General features: G+C 74.2%; 12 protein-coding genes. 5 read left to right on the top strand and 7 right to left on the bottom strand.

Translation table 11 applies throughout. From position 1 onward, the window contains the following. Positions 1-61 precede the first annotated feature (61 nt). Complete coding sequence (locus MWU57_RS09615; protein ID WP_246908953.1) at positions 62-1,708, bottom strand: ABC transporter substrate-binding protein; 1,647 nt, start codon at positions 1,706-1,708, stop codon at positions 62-64. A gap of 199 nt (positions 1,709-1,907) precedes the next feature. Here MWU57_RS09615 and MWU57_RS09620 point away from each other — a divergent pair, with 199 nt between their 5' ends. Continuing rightward, positions 1,908-4,688: a lysylphosphatidylglycerol synthase transmembrane domain-containing protein gene (locus MWU57_RS09620; protein WP_246908954.1), complete on the top strand. Its 2,781-nt coding sequence runs from the start codon at positions 1,908-1,910 to the stop codon at positions 4,686-4,688. 84 nt (positions 4,689-4,772) lie between these two features. Here the strand turns inward: MWU57_RS09620 and MWU57_RS09625 are convergent, their stop codons facing one another. Both MWU57_RS09625 and MWU57_RS09630 read right to left on the bottom strand, forming a co-directional pair. Then, positions 4,773-5,054 carry an HU family DNA-binding protein gene (locus MWU57_RS09625; protein WP_106265333.1) on the bottom strand — a complete coding sequence of 94 codons (282 nt, stop codon included), beginning with the start codon at positions 5,052-5,054 and terminating at the stop codon, positions 4,773-4,775. Positions 5,055-5,217: 163 nt separating this feature from the next. After that, the gene (locus MWU57_RS09630) at positions 5,218-5,985 is read right to left on the bottom strand and encodes a copper resistance CopC family protein (protein WP_246908955.1); all 768 of its coding nucleotides are present in this window, start codon (positions 5,983-5,985) and stop codon (positions 5,218-5,220) included. Between the two features lie 70 nt (positions 5,986-6,055). On the opposite strand from MWU57_RS09630, the gene MWU57_RS09635 reads away from it, so the two are divergent. Further along, on the top strand, positions 6,056-8,104 hold the full coding sequence (locus tag MWU57_RS09635; RefSeq protein ID WP_246908956.1) for an NAD(+) synthase: 2,049 nt from the start codon (positions 6,056-6,058) through the stop codon (positions 8,102-8,104). A 15-nt stretch (positions 8,105-8,119) separates the two neighbouring features. Here MWU57_RS09635 and MWU57_RS09640 read toward each other — a convergent pair whose 3' ends face one another. Both MWU57_RS09640 and MWU57_RS09645 read right to left on the bottom strand, forming a co-directional pair. Then, positions 8,120-8,662, bottom strand: coding sequence for a hypothetical protein (locus MWU57_RS09640; protein WP_106265339.1), 543 nt, complete (start codon positions 8,660-8,662; stop codon positions 8,120-8,122). After that, positions 8,659-9,000, bottom strand: coding sequence for a hypothetical protein (locus MWU57_RS09645; protein WP_246908958.1), 342 nt, complete (start codon positions 8,998-9,000; stop codon positions 8,659-8,661). The genes MWU57_RS09640 and MWU57_RS09645 overlap by 4 nt, the downstream gene beginning before the upstream one ends. Positions 9,001-9,092: 92 nt before the next feature. Here MWU57_RS09645 and MWU57_RS09650 point away from each other — a divergent pair, with 92 nt between their 5' ends. Further along, positions 9,093-10,364 carry an amidohydrolase gene (locus tag MWU57_RS09650; RefSeq protein ID WP_246908959.1) on the top strand — a complete coding sequence of 424 codons (1,272 nt, stop codon included), beginning with the start codon at positions 9,093-9,095 and terminating at the stop codon, positions 10,362-10,364. Positions 10,365-10,426: 62 nt separating this feature from the next. Further along, a complete protein-coding gene (locus MWU57_RS09655) occupies positions 10,427-10,864 on the top strand; it encodes a hypothetical protein (protein ID WP_106265345.1) in 438 nt (145 codons plus the stop codon). A 60-nt stretch (positions 10,865-10,924) separates the two neighbouring features. Here the strand turns inward: MWU57_RS09655 and MWU57_RS09660 are convergent, their stop codons facing one another. Then, entirely contained in the window at positions 10,925-12,955 is a 2,031-nt protein-coding gene (locus MWU57_RS09660) for a penicillin-binding transpeptidase domain-containing protein (RefSeq protein WP_246908960.1), read from the bottom strand. 103 nt (positions 12,956-13,058) lie between these two features. Between MWU57_RS09660 and MWU57_RS18390 the strand changes: the two genes are divergently transcribed. Further along, positions 13,059-14,093 carry a D-alanyl-D-alanine carboxypeptidase family protein gene (locus tag MWU57_RS18390; protein WP_246908961.1) on the top strand — a complete coding sequence of 345 codons (1,035 nt, stop codon included), beginning with the start codon at positions 13,059-13,061 and terminating at the stop codon, positions 14,091-14,093. Between the two features lie 27 nt (positions 14,094-14,120). Here the strand turns inward: MWU57_RS18390 and MWU57_RS09670 are convergent, their stop codons facing one another. Beyond that, positions 14,121-15,320: a MalY/PatB family protein gene (locus MWU57_RS09670; protein WP_246908962.1), complete on the bottom strand. Its 1,200-nt coding sequence runs from the start codon at positions 15,318-15,320 to the stop codon at positions 14,121-14,123. Positions 15,321-15,328: the final 8 nt, after the last annotated feature.

Below are 15,328 nucleotides of genomic sequence, written 5' to 3' on the forward strand. Positions count from 1 at the left end.
CGTACCGTCCCAGTGCGCCTCCTGCTGCCGGTGCTGCAGCCACGAGCGGGGTACCGGCCCGTCAGCCCTTGGCCAGCGCCGCGTAGCGGAACTTGAACGACGCGTCGAGCGTGTCCTCGGCACCCGTCACGTCGGCCCCGACGACGGCGACCTGAGCACCCTGCAGGTACGGGACCGTGGACAGGTCCTGCGCCACGGTGTCCTGGATCTCCTCGATGACGGCGGTGCGCTCGTCCGGGTCCGCGGTGACGCTCTGCTCGAGGATGAGCTCGTCGACGGCCGGGTTCGAGTAGTGGTTGGCCAGGAAGTTCTCCGTGAGGAAGAACGGCGTGAGGTAGTTGTCGGCGTCCGAGTAGTCCGGGAACCAGCCGAGCTGGTAGGCCGGGTAGACGTCGGCCGTGCGGTCCTCGCTGTACTGGACCCACTCGGTGGTCTGCAGGTCGACCGTGAACAGGCCGGACGCCTCGAGCTGGTCCTTGATCAGCGCGTACTCGTCACCGGAGGACGGGCCGTAGTGGTCGTTCGAGTACTGCAGGCTCAGGGCGACCGGGGTCTCGACGCCCGCGTCGTTCAGCGCCTGCTCGGCAGCGGCCGCGTCGGGGCCGCCCTGCCCGTCGCCGTAGAGCTCCTTGAGCGACTCGGTGGCGCCGGTCAGGCCCGCCGGGACGTAGGAGTACAGCGGCGTGTAGGTGCCCTTGTAGACCTGCTCCGAGATCGCCTCGCGGTCGATCAGGTGCGCGACGGCCTGGCGCACGGCGAGGGCCTTGTCCTCGTCGGCCTCCGGCTGCGCGGCGCCGTACGGCTGGGTGTCGAAGTTGAAGACGACGTAGCGGATCTCGCCGCCCGGCCCCTCGACGACCTTGACGTTGTCGTCGCCCTGGAGGTCCTCGACGTCCGTCGAGGACAGCGAGCGGAACGCCACGTCGACGGAGCCCTGCTGCACCTCGAGCTTGAGGTTCGAGGAGTCGGCGAAGTACGACACGTTGATCTCGGGCGTCTCGGCCGGGCCGAGCAGACCCTGGTAGCCCTCGTAGGCCTCGTACGTGATGAGCTCGTTGAAGTTGTAGCTCGTGATCGTGTACTGGCCGGCGAACGCGTTGCCGTCGACGATCTCCTGGTCGGGCGTCAGCTCGTCGGCGGAGAAGACGTCCTCGTCCACGATCGGGCCGGCCGGGGACGACAGGATCTGCGGGAACACCTGGTCGTTCTCGCTCTTGAGGTGGAAGACCACGGTGGTGTCGTCCACGACCTCGGTGCTGTCGAGGTTGTACAGCAGCGAGGAAGGACCGTTCTCGGCGGCGATGCCCACCATGCGGTCGAAGCTGAACTTCACGTCCGAGGCGGTCAGGTCGTTGCCGTTGGCCCACTTCAGGCCGGGCTTGAGCGTCACCGTGTACTCGGTGGGCGCCGTGAACTCGGCCGACTCGGCGATGTCGGGCTCGACGTCGGGGCTCCCGTACGGGGTGTTCATCAGGAACGGGTAGACCTGGTTCATGACGGCGAACGAGCCGTTGTCGTACGAACCGGCGGGGTCGATCGTCGTGACCTTGTCGGTGGTGCCGATGGTCAGCGCGCCACCGGCCTCGCCGCCGCCCTCGGCGGTGCTCTCCCCGTCGCCGCCGCCGCTGCACGCCGCGAGCAGGACCGCGATGCCTGCCGCACCGGCGACGGCGGGCACGCCCCGTCGGTTGCCTCGAATGAACCTCATGGTTGATCTCCTCTGGATGCGTCCGCGGGTCGTCGCGGGCACGGAGTTGTCTAGCAGCCGCCTGTGTCGGGCAGATCACGTCGGTGTGACGCCATCAGACCTGCTCCGCGACGGTGCGGTAGTTGTGCGGGCACACTACCCCCCGGACACGGCACATTTCGACCAGCCCTCCGCGCCGCGCCCACCTAGACTCGCGAGCATGTCCCGCGCGCGTGAGGAGGCCCCCACGGGCCCCGCTGCACCGCGCTCCGTGGTGCACGAGGTCGGTTCCCTCGCGCCCGGGGACGTCGCGAAGCCGCCGACGGGCGCGCTGCGCGCGCTGTTCGCCCCGGAGGGTCCGTCCGACCGTGACGCCGGCCTGGTGCGCGTCGTCGACAACCCCGAGCAGCGCGTCCGCAAGCCGTCCGACCTGCTCGGGCTGGTCCTCAGCGCGCTGGGCGTCGCCCTGGTGCTGGTGCTGTCCGTGGTCGCGCACGGCACCACCGAGGGCGTCACCCAGGACGTGCGTGCGTTCAACACGCTCCTCGGCGAGCTGCTCTTCGTCCCCGTCGCCCTGCTCGAAGGGCTCGTCACGCTCATCGTGCCGGTCGCGGTGCTGCTCGAGCTCGGCATGCGCCGGCTGGGACGGCAGGTCGTCGAGTCGATCGTCGCCGCGGCGCTCGGCCTGGTCCTCGGCGTGCTCGCCGTGCTGGCGATCGACTGGCTCGGCAGCGACGAGCTCGTCCGGACGCTCTCCGTGCTCCGGGACGGCTCGTGGAGGATCACCATCCCCGGGTACGTCGCGGCCATCGCCGGGCTGCTGACGACCGCCGGGCCGCGCACCCGCCGACGGACGGTGCGGTGGTCGTGGAACGTGCTCTACCTGGCGCTCGTCATCGCGCTCATCACCGGGCAGGCGGCCCTGCCGGGCGTGCTCGTGGCCCTGCTGCTGGGCCGCATCGCGGGGCAGGCGGTCCAGTACGCCTCGGGGGTGCGCTCGGAGCGGGCCTACGGCGGCGACCTCGTCACCGCCGTCCGGCACGCAGGATTCCGGCCCACCGCCCTGGTCCGCGTCCGGGGCGTGTCCGCCCAGGTCGAGGACACCGACACCGACGGACCCGACCACGGCTCGGGCGGCGGGCTCCCCGACGACACGGTCACCCACGTCGACGCCGCCGGGGAGGTCACCGGACGCACCACCCTGCGCGCCATGCTCCGCCACCGCGGCCGGGTCGGCGCACGCGGGAGCCGCGGCGAGCCGCTGGACCAGCCCGACCTCCCGTCGTCGGGCACCCTCGCCGACCCCGCCACGATGGCGCTCACCCGGGCGGGCGACACCCGGGTGTACGCGATGTTCACCCCCGACGGCGACCGCCGCGACGTCGTCGTCCTCGACGGCGACCGGCACGTGGTGGGGATGCTGACGCGGGCGTGGCGGGCGCTGCGGCTGCGCGGCCTCGAGGGCCGCGCCCAGGTGTCGCTCAAGGCGGTCGCCGAGCGCACCGCGCTGCTCACCTACGCCGCGACCGCCGCCGGCGTCCGCACGCCGCACCTGCTCGGCGTCGGCGAGGCCGCCGACTCCATCGTGCTGGTCACCGAGCACGCCGAGGGCGCCGTCTCGTGGCGGGACCTGCCGGACGACGCGCTCGACGGCCCCGCGGGGGACGCGGTCCTCGCGGCCGCCTGGGAACAGCTCCGGCGCGCCCACGCGGCCGGCCTGACGCACCACGCGCTCACGCAGGACGTCCTCCTGGTGGGGCGCGACGACGACGGCGGCCCCCGGGTCTGGCTCACCGGCTGGGAGCAGGGCGAGATCGCCTCCACCACGCTCGGCCGCCGCCTGGACCTCACGCAGATGCTCGCGCTGCTCGCGCTCAAGGTCGGTCCCGACCGTGCCGTCGCCTCCGCCGTCCGGGCGCTGCCCGACGCGGACGTGACCGCCGTCGGCCCGCTGCTGCAGTCCGTCGCGCTGCCGGCCCCCACCCGGGTCGCCGTGCGCCACCGCAAGGGCCTGCTGGACGCGTTGCGCGACGCGCTGGTCGCACGGCTCCCGCAGGTGGACGTCCAGCCGCAGAACATCACCCGGTTCGGTGCGCGCACCGTCATCATGCTGACCCTGTTCATCGTGGTGATCACCGCGCTGGTCACCACGATGAACCTCGACGAGATCACCGCCGCGGTCAGCCAGGCCAACCCGTGGTGGATCGTCGTCGCGTTCCTGCTGGGCGCGGTCACCTGGTTCGGGGCGGCGCTGACGTTCGTCGCGTTCTCGCCGAAGCGGCTGCCGCTGTGGCGCGCCACCCTGACCCAGATGGCCGGGTCGTTCGTGTCGCTCGCCGCGCCGGCCGGGATCGGGCCCGCGGCGCTGAACCTGCGCATGCTGACCCGCCGCGGCGTCGCGGTGCCCATGGCCGTCGCGACCGTGGCGCTGGTGCAGGCGTCCCAGTTCGTGGTGACGGTCGTGCTGCTCGTGGTGCTCTCGATCTTCACCGGCTCCGGTGGTCTCATCGAGCTGCCGTCCATCACCGTGCTGCTGGCGATCGCGGGCGTCGCCGCCGCCGTCATCGCCACCCTGCTGGTCCCCGCCGTCCGCCGCTGGGTCTGGGAGAAGACGCGCCCCACCCTGGAGCAGGTGTGGCCCCGCCTGTCGCAGATGCTCGGGCGGCCGGACCGGCTCGCCCTGGGGATCGGAGGCAACGTCATCATGTCGCTGGGCTACGTGCTGGCCTTCGACGCGTCGCTGGCGGCGTTCGGGCAGTCCCTCCGGCTCATCGACGTCGCCGTCATCTACCTGGTCGGCAACGCCCTCGGGGCGCTCGTCCCCACCCCGGGCGGCCTGGGCGGCGTCGAGGCCGCGCTGACCGCCGGGCTCACCGCCGCGGGCATCCCGGCGTCGATCGCGCTGTCCACGACGATCCTGTTCCGGCTGGTGACCTACTGGGGCCGGGTGCCGTTCGGCTGGGTGGCCATGCGCTACCTGGAGCGCAAGGGCGACCTCTGAGCGTCCCCCGGCACGACGCGCGAGAGCCCGCCGTCCGGCATCGGACGACGGGCTCTCGAGATGCTGACCGGGGTCAGCGGGACGTCACTTGGCGACGGCCTTCTTCAGCAGCGAACCGGCGCTGATCTTGACTCCGTAGCCCGCGGGGATCTGGATCTCCTCGCCGGTGCGGGGGTTGCGGCCGGTACGGGCGGCACGCTCGACGCGCTCCACCGACAGCAGACCGGTGACCTTGACGGCCTCGCCCTTGCCGAGGGACTCGATGAGCACCTCCTGCAGGGCGTTGAGCGCAGCCTCGGCGTCCGACTTGGTCAGGTCGGCCTTGGCGGCGATGGCCGAGGCGAGCTCGGACTTGTTCAGCGACATGTGAATCCCTTCTCCGGATCACGACGTACGAGACCCGCACGTCGTCACGTTCTCGGTCGGTCCGGCGCGAACCGGTGGACCGGGAACACACTAAGGAACATCCGCACGTTCCTGCGACTTTTGCGCCCTTCGGCGTGGCTCGCAGTCCCCGCGGACGGTTGGTTCAGTCCTGCGGTCCGTCCTGCCGGCCGGGCTCGACGGACTGGTGCAGGCGGCGGCGCGACCGGGCGACGAGCACGCCCGCCGTCCCGACCAGGGCCACCAGGACAGCACCGTAGACCAGCGGCATCGCGCCGCCGGCCTCGGGGTCGGTGCCCGCACCGCCGCCGGCGGGCGAGGAGGACGGCTCCGGTGCCGCGGCACCGAGCCCCTCCAGCTCGCCCGACTCCTCCAGCTCCGCCTCCGCCGCACCGGCGTCCGCCGGCTCCGACGCCTCCGGGCTCGGCTCGGCGGGCGCGGCGACGTCGTAGGCGAGCTCGCCCTCGATCGGGTGCCCGTCCGCCGAGACGGCACGCCACTGCACCCGGTGCTCGCCGCCCTCCGCGGGCGGGTCGAACGTCGCGGTGACGGTCTCGCCGTCGACGGCGACGTCGGCGTCGACCTCGGCGGCCGGCGTGCTGACGCGCACCTGGGTGCCGTCCGGGATGATCGCCGCGCTGAAGGTCAGCGTGAGGGTGTCGACCGGCGCGTCGAGCTCGGCGCCGTCGGCGGGGTCCGAGGAGACCAGCCGGTCGTGGGCGCTCGCCGACGAGGCCCCCAGGATGCTCACGGCCGTCCCCCCGATCGCCGTCAGCAGCATCGCCAGGGCCACGATCGCCGCGACGACGCGGCCGCGGTTCTTGCGCACGGGCGTCCAGTCCGGTCCGGAGCCCCCCGACGAGCGGGGGGAAGGTCGGGGAGCAGGCTCGGAGCCCGCAGGTTTCTGCGCCACGGTGCGACCATATCCGGGCCGCGCCGCCCGCGGCGAACACGGAGGGCAGGACGTCGGGCACACTCGGAGGGTGGACTTCCGCAACGCCTACGCCCACGGCTTCGCCCGTGTGGCCGCCTGCACCGTGCCCGTGACGGTCGCCGATCCCGCCGCCAACGCGGCCGCCATCCTCGCCGAGGCACGCGCCTGCCACGACGACGGCGTCGCCGTGGCGGTCTTCCCCGAGCTGTCCGTGTCGGGCTACGCGCTGGACGACCTCCACCTGGCCGACACCCTCCTGGAGGCCGTCGCCGACTCCCTCGCCGAGATCGTCGCCGCGAGCGCCGACCTGCGCCCGCTGCTGGTGGTGGGCGCACCGCTCGAGGTCGGCGGACGCGTGCTGAACTGCGCCGTCGTCGTCCAGGGGGGCCGGGTGCTCGGCGTCGCCCCGAAGTCCTACCTGCCGACCTACCGCGAGTTCTACGAGTCGCGGTGGTTCGCCGCCGGCGCGGACCGCCGGGGCGGCAGCGTCCGGCTGCCGTTCGCCGACGACGACGTCCCGTTCGGCCCGGACCTGCTGTTCCGCGCCACGGACGTCGCCGGCCTCACGGTGCACGTCGAGGTGTGCGAGGACATGTGGGTCCCGGTCCCGCCGTCCGCCGAGGCCGCCCTGGCCGGCGCCACCGTGCTGCTCAACCTGTCCGCGAGCCCCATCACGATCGCGCGCGCCGAGGACCGGCGCCTCATGGTGCGCTCGGCGTCGTCCCGCTGCCTGGCCGCGTACGTCTACGCCGCCGCGGCGCAGGGCGAGTCGACCACCGACCTGTCCTGGGACGGCCAGACCATGGTCTACGAGGCCGGCGACCTGCTGGCCGAGACCGAGCGCTTCCCGGACGGGCCCCGCCGCGCCGTCGCGGACGTCGACCTCGACCGGCTGCGCCAGGACCGCCTGCGGCAGGGCACCTTCGACGACAACCGGCGCGGGCTCGGCGAGCGGGTCGCGGGCTTCCGCACCGTCGAGTGGGAGGTCCGGCCGCCGGCGGGCGACCTCGGGCTGCTCCGCAAGGTCGACCGCTTCCCGTTCGTGCCCGACGACGCGGCGCGCCTCGCGCTCGACTGCTACGAGGCGTACAACATCCAGGTCACGGGCCTGGAGAAGCGGCTGCAGGCCATCGGCCGGCCGAAGGTGGTCATCGGCGTCTCCGGCGGGCTGGACTCCACGCACGCGCTCGTCGTCGCCGCCCGGGCGATGGACCGGCTGGGGCGGCCCCGGACGGACGTCCACGCGATCACCATGCCGGGTTTCGCGACGTCGGCCGCGACGAAGGACCGCGCCACGCGGCTGGCGCGCGCCCTCGGCGTGGGGTTCGAGGAGCTGGACATCCGGCCCGCGGCGACCCAGATGCTGCGCGACCTCGGCCACCCCGCGGGCGACGGCGAGCCGGTGTACGACGTGACGTTCGAGAACGTCCAGGCCGGGCTGCGCACCGACTACCTGTTCCGGATCGCGAACCACCGCGGCGGGATCGTGCTGGGCACGGGCGACCTGTCCGAGCTGGCGCTGGGCTGGTGCACGTACGGCGTGGGCGACCAGATGTCGCACTACGCCGTCAACACCGGCGTGCCGAAGACCCTCATCCAGCACCTCATCCGCTGGGTGGCCGACTCCGGGGACTTCCCCGCCGAGGTGGGCGACGTGCTGCGCGAGATCGTGGTGCAGGAGATCTCTCCGGAGCTGGTCCCCGTCGGCGAGGGCGAGACGCCGCAGTCCACCGAGGCGATGGTCGGGCCGTACGCGCTGCAGGACCTCACGCTGTACTGGACGCTGCGGCACGGGCTGCGGCCGTCCAAGATCGCGTTCCTGGCGTGGCACGCGTGGTGCGACGCGTCCGTCGGGGACTGGCCGCCGAACTACCCCCACGACGAGCGTTCCGCCTACGACCTGGCGACCGTCCGGCACTGGATGCTCGTGTTCTACCGGCGCTTCTTCGCCGCGCAGTTCAAGCGCTCCGCCCTGCCCAACGGGCCCAAGGTCTCCGCGGGCGGCACGATGTCGCCGCGCGGGGACTGGCGGATGCCCTCGGACGCGTCGCCGGCGGCCTGGCTGCGCGAGATCGAGGAGAACGTCCCGGAGGCCTGAACCGGGCGGCAGCGCTCAGGCGGTGCCGGTGGTCCGCCGGCGGGCACGGCGGTACCCGACGACCGCCGCGAGCGCCAGGAGCGCCGTCGCGGTCAGCGACACCCCGGCCGAGACGACGGCGATCGTCCGCGTCACCTCGTCGCCGGTGACGCTCTCCACGTCGCGCACGGCCATGACCGTCTCGACGTCGGCAGGATCGTGCAGGACGTCGAACGTCCCGGCATAGGGCCCGCTGTCCACCGGACGCCATGCGCCGGACAGCTCCGCGCCGACCGACGCCGGTGCCAGGTCGGAGTCCGCGACGGTCGCTCCGTCGAGCCGGAGCCGACGGTCGCGGCCGGGCAGGGCGACCGACGCCTCGACCGCGCGCTCCCGGCCGCCCGACCCCTCGGCGTCGGCCGCGGTGGTGGCCTCCCCGTGGGTGGCGAGACGCTCGGCGGTCAGGACCGTGGATCCCGCGTCCCCGGCGACGAACGCGCCGCCGACGGCGAGGACGAGACCCACGCACACCGGCAGCAGCACCCGCCAGGGGACCGTCTCGGCACCGCCGGCGGTCACGGGTGCCCTCCTCCGACGAGAGCGACGACGCGCTCCGCTGACTTCCGCGGTGTCTGCCCAGCGGTCACGAGGACGCCGGTCGCGATCTCGCGGGCGCCCGGGTCGTCGTACCACTCGGCCAAGAAGTCATGGCCCCCGGAGATCCAATCGGTCCCCTTGTCGGCGAGCGACCTGTGTCGTAGCTCGCCCAGCGCCGTCCTCCGGTCCAGGGACGGCACGAGGAGCACGCGGTGCGGCACTCGTCGGAAGGAGGACGCCGCGCGCTCGATGCTCCAGCCGACCTCCGCGTAGCAGTCGGCCGCGACGGCGTCGAGGGCAAGGAACGGTGGGCGCAGCACGGACCGAATCATCGCACCGGGAGGCACGGCCGTCGCCGCGCACCTGCCGTCCGACCGATGACCCGGGCGACAGGACCGGGCAGGATGGGGTGATGACCTCTTCGACGCGACCCGGCACCCCGGGCACCACCCGCAGCTCCGTGGCCCTCACCAACGCCTACGTGGTCCCCGTGGTCGGCGACCCGGTCGACGGCGGGACCGTCCTGGTCACCGACGGCGTCATCACCGCCGTCGGCACCGACGTCGCCGTGCCCGACGGCGTGCGCACCCTCGACGTGGGCGGGCGGTGGGTGCTGCCCGGGTTCGTCGAGTCGCACGGGCACGTCGGCGTGCACGAGGAGTCCGAGGGCTGGGCGGGCAACGACACCAACGAGATGACCGACCCGAACGGCGCCGCGCTGCGCGCCCTCGACGCCATCAACATCGAGGACGAGGGGTTCCGTGACGCCCTCGGCGGCGGCGTGACGTCCGTGGTCGTCAAGCCCGGCTCCGGCAACCCGATCGGCGGGCAGACCGTCGCGATCAAGACGTGGGGCGGGCGCACCGTCGACGAGCAGCTCCTCGCGGAGGCCGTCTCGGTGAAGTCCGCCCTCGGCGAGAACCCCAAGCGCGTCTACGGCGACCAGAAGAAGCTGCCGTCCACCCGGCTCGGCGTCGCCGCGGTCATCCGCCAGGCCTTCGTCGAGGCCCAGCACTACGCCGCCGCCCGCGCCGCCGCCGAGGCCAAGGGCGAGCCGTTCGCCCGCGACCTCGGCAAGGAGACGCTGGCCCGCGTGCTCGCCGGCGAGCTCGCCTGGGACCAGCACGTCCACCGCGCCGACGACATCGCGACGGCCCTGCGACTCGCCGACGAGTTCGGCTACCGCCTCGTGATCAACCACGGCACCGACGGCGCGGCCGTCGCGGACGTGCTCGCCGAGCGGGACGTGCCGGTCATCTTCGGCCCGATGTTCACCACCCGCACCAAGGTCGAGCTGCGCAACCGGGCGATCTCCAGCCTCGCGCGCCTGGCCGAGGCCGGGGTGCGGGTCGCCATCACCACCGACCACCCCGTGGTGCCGATCAACTTCCTGGTGCACCAGGCGTCGCTGGCGGTCAAGGAGGGCCTCGACCGGCAGGTGGCGCTCGAGGCGCTCACCGTGAACCCGGCGGCGTTCCTCGGTCTCGACGAGCGCGTCGGGGCGCTGCGACCCGGGCTGGACGGCGACGTCGTCGTCTGGTCCGGCGACCCGCTCGACGTGACCTCCCGTGCCGAGCACGTGTTCGTCACCGGCACGGAGGTCTACACCTGGGACGCGGCGGCCGACGGCGGACGGGGCGCCGGACGCGTCGCCGAGCGCGGCGCACGGTTCGTCCGGGAGTGACCCTCGGCACAGTCGGGGGCTGAGGATTGCCTGGGCGTGGCACCTCGTAGTCGAATCGCCCCATGCGTCCCCTCGCCGCCGCCGCGGCCCTCTCCGCCGTCCTCCTGCTCGCCGCGTGCGCCCAGCCGGGCAGCGGCGGCCCCGCCGCCGAGTCCCCCACCGCCGCCGCCGGTCCGGCGGAGGCGGAGAGCGTCGACGTCGCGGCCACCTGCCGCGCGTACCACGTCGGCGGCAGCCAGTCGATCAACAAGCGCGTCAAGCGGTGGACCTCGGCGGTCGCCTACCCCGCGACCGCCGAGAACTCCGTGGAGCTGACCACCATCCGGGACCGTCTCGAGGGACAGATCCTCGACGCGCAGCCCGGGCCCGCCTCGATCCTCGAGGCCGTCCGCGAGCCGTTCGCCACCTCGCTCGCCGGCGGTTCGGCGGATCCCGCCGACGTCGAGTCGGCCGCCGACGTGGTGAAGCGGATGTGCGCCGACGCGGGCTACCGCTCCTGAGCCGCTGACCAGCGGCTGATGAGCGGCTGACCGGCGGCTGATGAGCGGCTGACCGGCGGCTCAGCGGCCCGCGAGGAATCTCTCCATCAGCGGGCCCGCCGTCGTCGAGCCGTACTCGCCGTCCTCGACGAACACCGCCACGGCCAGGTCGTCCGCGACCGCCAGCATCCACGCGTGCTGGCGTGAGCCGTCGCCGTACTGCGCCGTGCCGGTCTTGGCGCCCACCACGTCCGGGACGTCGGCGAGCACCGACGCGCTGCCGTCCGTGACCACGCCGCCCATGAGGTCGAGCAGGTCGGCGGCCTCCGTCTCGGTCAGCCCGTCCCCGGCCGGGCCGTCCTCCGGTGCCTCGGCGGAGGCGTCCGCCGAGGCCTCGGGCTCGGCGGACGTGTCCACCTCGGCGCCCTCGGCGTCCGTCACCGACCGGACGATGCGCGGCTCGACCCGCTCCCCCGCGGCGACGCTCGCCGCCACGGTCGCCATCCCCAAGGGGGACGCGAGCACCTTGCCCTGCCCGATGACGGACTCCGCGTGCCCCGTCTGCGACGCCTCGGACGGCACCGAGCCGGTGAACACCGGTGTCCGGTCGAACCGGGTGGAGGTGCCGAGCCCCAGGTCCGCGCCGGCCGCGGCGAGCTCGGCCTGCGTGACCGCCTCGGCCGTCCCGATGAAGGCCGTGTTGCACGAGTGCGCGAACGCCGTGGCGAACGAGACCTCGCCCGTCGCCGACGCCGGGTAGCCGGGCACGTTGGAGTAGGTGCGACCGTTCACCGTGATGGTCTCCGGGCACTCGACCGTGTCCTCCGGGAAGGTGTCGGCCCGCAGCAGGGCGAGCGCGGTGGCCACCTTGAAGGTCGAGCCCGGCGCGTACTGGCCGAGCGTCGCCGTCGACCACCCCTCGCTGCCCGGTCCGCTCGCGGCCGCCAGCACGTCACCGGTGGACGGCCGGATCGCGACGATCGCGCTGGCCGGCTCCACGCCCGCCAGCGTCTCCTCGGCGAGCACCTGCAGCGCGGGGTCGAAGGTGGTCCCGACGTCGGCGCCCTCGGTCGGCTCGACCCGGTAGAGCTCCCGGGGCTCCTCGCCGTCCTCGGCGTCCCCCTCCGAGGGGACCGCGCTCACCACGAGCCCGTCCGCCCCGCGGAGCTGCTCGTCGTAGTCACGCTGCAGCCCGGAGAGCCCGACGACGTCGCCCGCGACGACCGCGCCGTCGGACTCCTCGATGATCTCGGCCGTCGCCTCGCCGGACCGGCCGAGGATCGGCAGGGCGAACGACGACGTCGGCGCGAGCTCCATCGTGTCGGAGATGACGTTGACGCCCTCGATGCCCCGCGCCCGGCCGACCGAGAAGTCGATGCCCGGGTCCTCCTGGCGCACGGTGATCGCCTCGACGAACGCCTTGTCGCCCGCGGCCTCGACGCGCGCGACGTAGTCGGCGGGATCCGTCCAGATCATCTTGCCCAGGCGGCGGGCCTGCGCGGCCCACTGCGTGGACGCGATGCGCGTCTTGTCGATGCCGACCCGGTAGACGTCGCGCTCGGTGACGAGCGGTTCGCCGTCGACGTCGAGGATGTCGCCGCGCTCGGCGGGCAGCTCGTCGATCGCGAGCCGCTCGCCCGCCGCGAGCCCCGGCACGGCGAGATCGGTGTCCCACTGCGTCTCCCAGGTGCCCGGCTCCTCGGAGCCCTCGGGCGGCGCGACCCAGACCAGCTCCGTCGTGGTGGTGTACTCCCACGTCCGGTCGCCGTCGAGCGGCCAGGTCCACGCGAGGGTGACCTCGGCGGCGGGCGGGGCGTCGTCGGACCCCTCGTCCACCTCGGTGACCTCGGCGACGGTCACGGTGGGCTCGACGCCGGCCGCCTCGGCAGCCTCGACGAGCGGCTCGGTCACCTCGACCAGGTGCGCCTGCGGGTCCGCCGAGGTGCTCGTGGCGACCCGGACGCCCGTCAGGTCGAGGGAGGCCAGAGCCGTGGCGAGCGTGTCGGCCGCGTCGGACGCCGGTGGTCGGTCCGCGCCGGTGCAGGCCGCCAGGGCGAGCACGACGGCAGGCGAGAGGAGGGCGGTCACGGTGAACGTTGTCCGTCGGCGCACGCTGGGAGGGTAGCGCGCGCCGTCCCGATACCGTCGAACGTGCCACGAGCGAGCCGTCTGCTCGTGTGGCCAAGGTGGCGGGACGCCTGGCAGGCTGTCGTCCGTGCCCCGCCCAGCCTCCCGACGTCGCGCCGCCCGCACGCTCCTGGCGGCGGCGGTCCTGGCTGCCCTCGGGTGGCCGACGACGGCAGGCGCGGCCGAGGTCTCGCCGGCCGGCCCGCCCGTGGCCGCCCGGCACGTGCCGCTGCCCGAGGCCACCACGATCACCGGGTGGCGGCCGGCGGAGTCCGGCGTGGCCGGAGAGCACCTCAGGGACGTCGTGCTGGTCTCGCCGGCCCGGGGCCGTGAGCTCGAGGTGCAGCAGCAGGTCGGCGGCACCTGGGTGACGCGCCAGGTCCTCCGGCTCGCGGACGGCGAGGTGGACGTCACCGACGTGCCGCTCACCCGGCACTGGACGCACGACCGCGCCACCCGCTGGCGTCTCGCCGTCGGCGGCAGCGGGTCCGCGGCACCCGCCGTGAGCGGCGTGAAGGTGGTCACGGCCTCCTGGGAGGCTGCCGCCGACCCGCGCGACCCGGCCGTCCTGGTCAACAAGCGGCACCCGGTGCAGCCCCGGTCCTGGGAGCCGGACCGGCTGGTCCGGCCCGCGCTCGCCACCGCCGGGTCGCGTGTGCGGCTGCGGCCCGTGGCCGCCGACGCGCTGGCCGGGCTGGCGACCGCCGCCCGGGAGGCGACCGGCAAGGAGCTCGTCCTCGTCTCGGGCTATCGGTCCGCCGGCTACCAGGAACGGCTCCACGACCGGTACGTGCGCGGGCACGGGGCAGCGGCGGCAGAGCGGTTCTCCGCCCGCGCCGGGCACTCGGAGCACCAGACCGGGCTGGCGGCCGACGTGACCCAGGCGGGGGTGGACCTCACGCGCTTCGGGGGGACGCCGTCGTCGGACTGGGTCGCGGCCCACGCCTGGCGCCACGGGTTCGTGGTGCGCTACACCGCCGGCGACGCGGACGTGACCGGCTACGCGGCCGAGCCGTGGCACCTGCGCTACGTGGGGCCGGACCTGGCGGCGTACGTGCACCACACCGGGCTCACGCTCGAGGAGGCGCTCGGCGCCGAGGCGGCCCCCGACTACCTCGGCTGAACCGGTACTACCTCGGCGCGCGCGGTACTACCTCGGCGGGAGGGCCTTCGTCAGGCGCGACACCGCCTCCGTGAGGGTCTCGGCCGACGCCGCGAGGTTCAGCCGGAGCCGACCCTCGCCGCCGGTGCCGAACTGCCGGCCGTCCCCGAGGGCCAGGCGTGCCGTCCGCAGCACGTGGTGGTGCGGGTCGGCGCCCTCGGGCACCGCACCTCGCACGTCCAGCCACATCAGGTAGGTGCCGTCGGCCGGGTGGACCCGCACCGCCGGGGCGTGCTCGGCCAGCAGCCCCGTCACCAGCTCCCGGTTGCGCACGATCCCCGCCCGGAGCGCGTCGAGCCACTCGTCGCCCTCGGTGTACGCCGCGGCGTGCGCGATGACGGCGAGGTGGTTCACGGCGTGCCCGGCGATCTCGGGCATGCGCCGCAGGTCGCCCGCCGCGCCGGGGCCACCCACCGCCGTCGCGGCCCGCAGGCCGGCGAGGTTGAAGGCCTTCGACGCCGAGTGCACCGCGATCGCGCCCTCGCTCCCCGCGACCGAGAGGAGCGGCGTGAACGGTATGGCGCCGTCGGCCAGGTCGGCGAACGTGAAGGGTGCGTGGATCTCGTCGGCCACCACCCGGACGCCGTACCGGTCCGCGAGCGCCAGCACCGCCTCCAGCTCGGCGCGCGTGTGGACGGTGCCCGTCGGGTTGTGCGGGCTGCACAGCAGCAGCACGGCGCGGCGGCCCGAGCCGGGGCCGCGGCCGTGCCCCGAGATGCCCGTCGCGACCTTGAAGGCCGCCTCGAGCGTGCCGAGGTCGAGGCGGCCGGCGGCGTCGAGCGGCGCCTCGACGACCTGACGGCCCTCGTTGCGCGTGTACGCGTAGAACGGCTGGTAGACGGGCGGGGTGACGACGACGGCGTCCCCGGGGCCGGTGAGGACTCGCAGCACCTCGACCACGGCGACCATCACGTCCGGCAGCGTGCGGCTCGTGCCGACGTCGGGCGTCCAGCCCCACCGCCGCGCGGCGAACGGTGCGAGCGCCGCGGCGTACCCGGTGCCGTGGTCGTAGCCGGTGTCGCCGAGCTCCAGAGCGCGCTGCACGGCGGTCACGAGGAACGGCGCCTGGGGCACGTCCATCTCCGCGACGAACAGCGGCAGCACGTCCTCGGGGTAGGCGCGCCACTTGACGGAGGTACGACGGCGCAGGTCCGCCAGGGAGAGCTGGTCCAGGGGGTTCTCGATCACCCCCTCGG

Source organism: Isoptericola sp. S6320L (assembly GCF_023015685.1).
GTDB lineage: Bacteria > Actinomycetota > Actinomycetes > Actinomycetales > Cellulomonadaceae > Isoptericola > Isoptericola halotolerans_A.